Source organism: Sphingomonas sp. GW821-FHT10F09 (assembly GCF_058809195.1).
Genome location: NZ_JBXASI010000013.1, coordinates 1 through 3,345 on the forward strand (window position 1 = coordinate 1; position 3,345 = coordinate 3,345).

Consider the following 3,345-nt stretch of genomic DNA (forward strand, 5'->3'; position numbering starts at 1 on the left):
TCACCGCCGGCAATCTGGCCGCCGACATCCGGTAGCGGACTGACGCTGCATGGCGGTGGGTTGCCTCGGCACGGAGCAGGTCGGTCAGGACTTCCATCGTCGTGCGCTTGCGCTGCAGGCCGGTGGTCACCGCCTCGTCGAAGGCACTGGCCATGCCCTTCAGACCAAGGCCCGCCATGGCCGTCATCATCTCATGCCGCTGCATAGAGGCCTCGCAGGCTGTCGTAGCGGCCACAGTCGGCACGCGGCGGATGGCGGAGCGCTAGGTCCTCGGGTGTGACGATGGTCAATGCTCTTGGCGGTTCGCGCCTGCGGGCCAGGATGTTGAGGATGACGTCATCGCTGGTGACGCCGGCCAGCAGCGCCTCGCGCACGGCCGCTTCCACCGCTTCCAGTCCGTCGTCGAGCACAGTCGCCAGCACCCGCACGAACCGCCGGTCGGCATCGTCGCCGGCGCCGAGCTTGCGACGCAGCCGTGACAGCGCGGGTGGCAGCTCCCAGCCCTGGAATGGCGCGCCGTTGCGCAGGGCGCCCGGCTTGGTCACCAGCACCGGCAGATAGTGCCACGGGTCGTAGATGGTCCGGTCGCGTCCGAAGAACCGGGGATGGTCGGCAACGACCTCGCCGTCGCAGCGCACGACGATGCGGTCGGCATAGGCACGAACCTGGACCGCGCGCCGCACCGCCTTGGCCATGACCGAGTAGCGGTTGCGGTCGAAGTTTATCAGGCACGTCCCGCTCACCGCATGTTCGCTCTCGTAGAACCCGTCGAAGGGCGCGACGACCGGTTGGAGCATGCCACGCTCCGCAGCCCAGGCCTGAGCAACCGTCAGCTCTTTCTGCTCGGGATGCTGGTGTAGCTCAGCCCAGCGCCGACACTCCGCCTCCAGCCAGCCGTTCAGTTCCTCGATGCTGGCAAAGCGCAGGCGCGGCTGGAAAAACCGGCCGCGCGCGGTCTGCACCTGGTTCTCGACCTGGCCTTTCTCCCAGCCGGCTGCCGGTGAGCAGGCTGTCGGTTCAACCATGTAATGGCTGGCCATGACTAGGAAGCGCCGGTTGAAGATCCGCTCCTTGCCGGTGAACACGCTCGTCACTGCCGTCTTCATGTTGTCGTAGATGCCGCGCGTCGGCACGCCTCCAAAGAAGGCGAACGCCCGCGCATGAGCGTCGAACAGCATCTCCTGCGTCTCGCGCGGATAGGCCCGCACATACATCGTGCGTGACGCACACAGCCGCACATGAGCGACCTTCACGCGCATTGGCTTGCCCGCGATCTCGACGTCCTCGTGGCTCCAGTCGAACTGATAGGCCTCGCCCGGCCGAAACAGCAGCGGGATGAACGCCGGTGCATTCATCACGTCCCGACGACGTGCCTGCCGCCAGCGGGCCGCATAGCGACGCACCGCATCGTATGAGCCATCGAACCCCTCGCGCAGCAGCAGATCGTGGATGCGCGTGATGCGCAGCTTCTCGCGCCGCGGCCGCGCCTCGTCTTCCTCCAGCAACGCATTCAGTCGCGCCTGGAACGGCCCCAGCTTGGGCCGCGGCTGCACCTCGCGCCGGTAGCCCATGCCCGCCTCCGGCGACCGGATCGCCGTGCGCACCACTTTGCGAGATAAATGCAGGTCTCGCATGATCGCCTTGATGGCTTTCCCCGCCGCATGCTCGCGCCGGATCCTCAACACCGTCTCCAATACCAACATCCCGATCTCGCCGCCTGACACCGCCAAGCGTGCAGCCTAGACCACCGGGATGAGGGGTCCTTTTTCGACGCCGATCACCCCGCTACCGGGGTCCTTTTTCCACGCCGATCCACACTCATCATCGAGGATGTCGACCGGCTGAGCCGCGACGCCGAGCATCTCCATTACATGGTCAAGCTGTTCCGCCTGCAGCAGGTGGCGGTGCATACGGTGGTGGCGGGCAAGGCCGATGACCTCGTGCTCGCGTTCAAGGGCATCATTGGCGAGCAACAGCGAATGCGCATCGCCTATACGACCAGGCGGGGCCTGCGCGGCAAGGCGACGCGCGGCGGTCCCACGGGCGGTCGCGTGCTCGGCTACCGCCGCGCAATTACCGGCGAGGATGCACAAGGACGCGAAATCGACCAGCTCGCGATCGACGACGAGCATGCCGAACTCGTTCGTCGCATTTTCCGCCTGTACGCGGATGGCTGGAGCCTGAAGCGGATTTGCAACGCCCTCAACGCCGATGGCATCCCCTCCCCGCACGCCCGCGAACGCGGCAAGCACAATGCCGGGGTCTGGAACCCCTCGACACTCTCGGGCGCCGTGACGCTCGGCGAGGGCATCCTCAACAACGAGCTCTACATCGGTCGCCGTATCTTCAACCGTCGCACCTGGGTCGAGGTGCCCAACAAGCGACGCGCTTTTTCGCGCCGCCCGCGCCTCAATCTGGAGGCGGAGTGGATCATTCGTGACGAGCCGCAGCTGGGGATCATCGACCAGCCGCTGTGGGGGCAGGTGAAGGCGCGGCAGGAAGAAGCACGCCGCGTGCGCGATGCGAGGTTCAAGCGGATCGGCAGTCCGCTGAGTGGCGCGAAGCGTCCCGCCCTCCTCCTGTCCGGACTGGTGACCTGCGGCGCGTGCGGCGCCCCGTTCCTGGCCACCGGCGCCGGTCGGTGGCGCTGCAAGGGGCACCGCATAGGGACATGCGACAACGGCCCGATCACCACCACGGAACTGGAAGCCCGCGCGCTGGTGGGCATCCGCGATGCGGCTGCTGACGCCGGCGCTCACCAAACGCTTCGCCGCTCTGCTCCAGCAGGAGCTCGCCGCCTCGGCGCAGGCCGGAAACGCGGAGCGTGCCACCGCCGAGCGTGACCTTGCTGAAACCCGCGCCCGTATTGCCAACCTCGTCACCCGCATCGAGGAAGAAGGATGCCCCCCGCGCACTGACGACGCGGGTCAAGGATCTGGAAGCCGAGGAACGGCGCCTAGAGAAGACCATCGCGGCCACGCCCGCATCACAGATCGTGCGCCTACCGGCCAACCACGAGAGCCTGTACACGCGCGCGATCACCGAGCTCGACGCGCACCTCGCCTCCGATGATGGCGCGGGCGCCCGGCAGATCATCCGCCCTCTTATCGAGAAGATCGTGGTGCAGCCGGGTAGCGCGCGTGGCGGCAAGCGTCGTTCTATTAAGCTCTACGGCGACCTGTACCGGATGCTGGCGTTCCCGGAAGAAGCGTGTGCTCAAACGCACAAAAGCCCCGGGCCTGTGGGCCTGGGGCTTTTGTGATACCGTTGGTTGCGGGGACAGGATTTGAACCTGTGACCTTCAGGTTATGAGCCTGACGAGCTACCGGGCTGCTCCACCCCGCG

General features: G+C 66.7%; 5 protein-coding genes and 1 tRNA gene. 2 read left to right on the top strand and 4 right to left on the bottom strand.

Features of this window, described 5'->3' with window-relative positions:
• The 3 genes from AC1RTO_RS19235 to AC1RTO_RS19245 all read right to left on the bottom strand — a co-directional run.
• Positions 1 to 205: ATP-binding protein (locus AC1RTO_RS19235; RefSeq protein WP_493162450.1), on the bottom strand; the 205-nt coding region annotated here is incomplete at its 3' end.
• The gene (istA, locus tag AC1RTO_RS19240; RefSeq protein ID WP_493162454.1) at positions 192 to 1,703 is read right to left on the bottom strand and encodes an IS21 family transposase; all 1,512 of its coding nucleotides are present in this window, start codon (positions 1,701 to 1,703) and stop codon (positions 192 to 194) included. The genes istA and AC1RTO_RS19235, both read right to left, overlap by 14 nt.
• Before the next feature lie 36 nt (positions 1,704 to 1,739).
• Positions 1,740 to 1,868 carry a hypothetical protein gene (locus AC1RTO_RS19245; RefSeq protein ID WP_493162451.1) on the bottom strand — a complete coding sequence of 43 codons (129 nt, stop codon included), beginning with the start codon at positions 1,866 to 1,868 and terminating at the stop codon, positions 1,740 to 1,742.
• Between the two features lie 3 nt (positions 1,869 to 1,871).
• Here AC1RTO_RS19245 and AC1RTO_RS19250 point away from each other — a divergent pair, with 3 nt between their 5' ends.
• Together AC1RTO_RS19250 and AC1RTO_RS19255 are read left to right on the top strand one after the other, a co-directional pair.
• Complete coding sequence (locus tag AC1RTO_RS19250) at positions 1,872 to 2,843, top strand: recombinase family protein (protein ID WP_493162452.1); 972 nt, start codon at positions 1,872 to 1,874, stop codon at positions 2,841 to 2,843.
• On the top strand, positions 2,840 to 3,262 hold the full coding sequence (locus AC1RTO_RS19255; RefSeq protein ID WP_493162453.1) for a hypothetical protein: 423 nt from the start codon (positions 2,840 to 2,842) through the stop codon (positions 3,260 to 3,262). Before AC1RTO_RS19250 ends, AC1RTO_RS19255 begins: the two co-directional genes overlap by 4 nt.
• Positions 3,263 to 3,268: 6 nt before the next feature.
• On the opposite strand, the gene AC1RTO_RS19260 is transcribed toward AC1RTO_RS19255, so the two are convergent.
• Positions 3,269 to 3,345: transfer RNA gene (locus tag AC1RTO_RS19260), tRNA-Met, on the bottom strand.

Excerpts from the sequence above, each read along its gene's own strand:
- istA (WP_493162454.1), bottom strand. The coding sequence starts at position 1,703 with ATGTTGGTATTGGAGACGGTGTTGAGGATCCGGCGCGAGCATGCGGCG.
- AC1RTO_RS19245 (WP_493162451.1), bottom strand. The coding sequence starts at position 1,868 with ATGGAGATGCTCGGCGTCGCGGCTCAGCCGGTCGACATCCTCGATGAT.
- AC1RTO_RS19250 (WP_493162452.1), top strand. The coding sequence starts at position 1,872 with ATGGTCAAGCTGTTCCGCCTGCAGCAGGTGGCGGTGCATACGGTGGTG.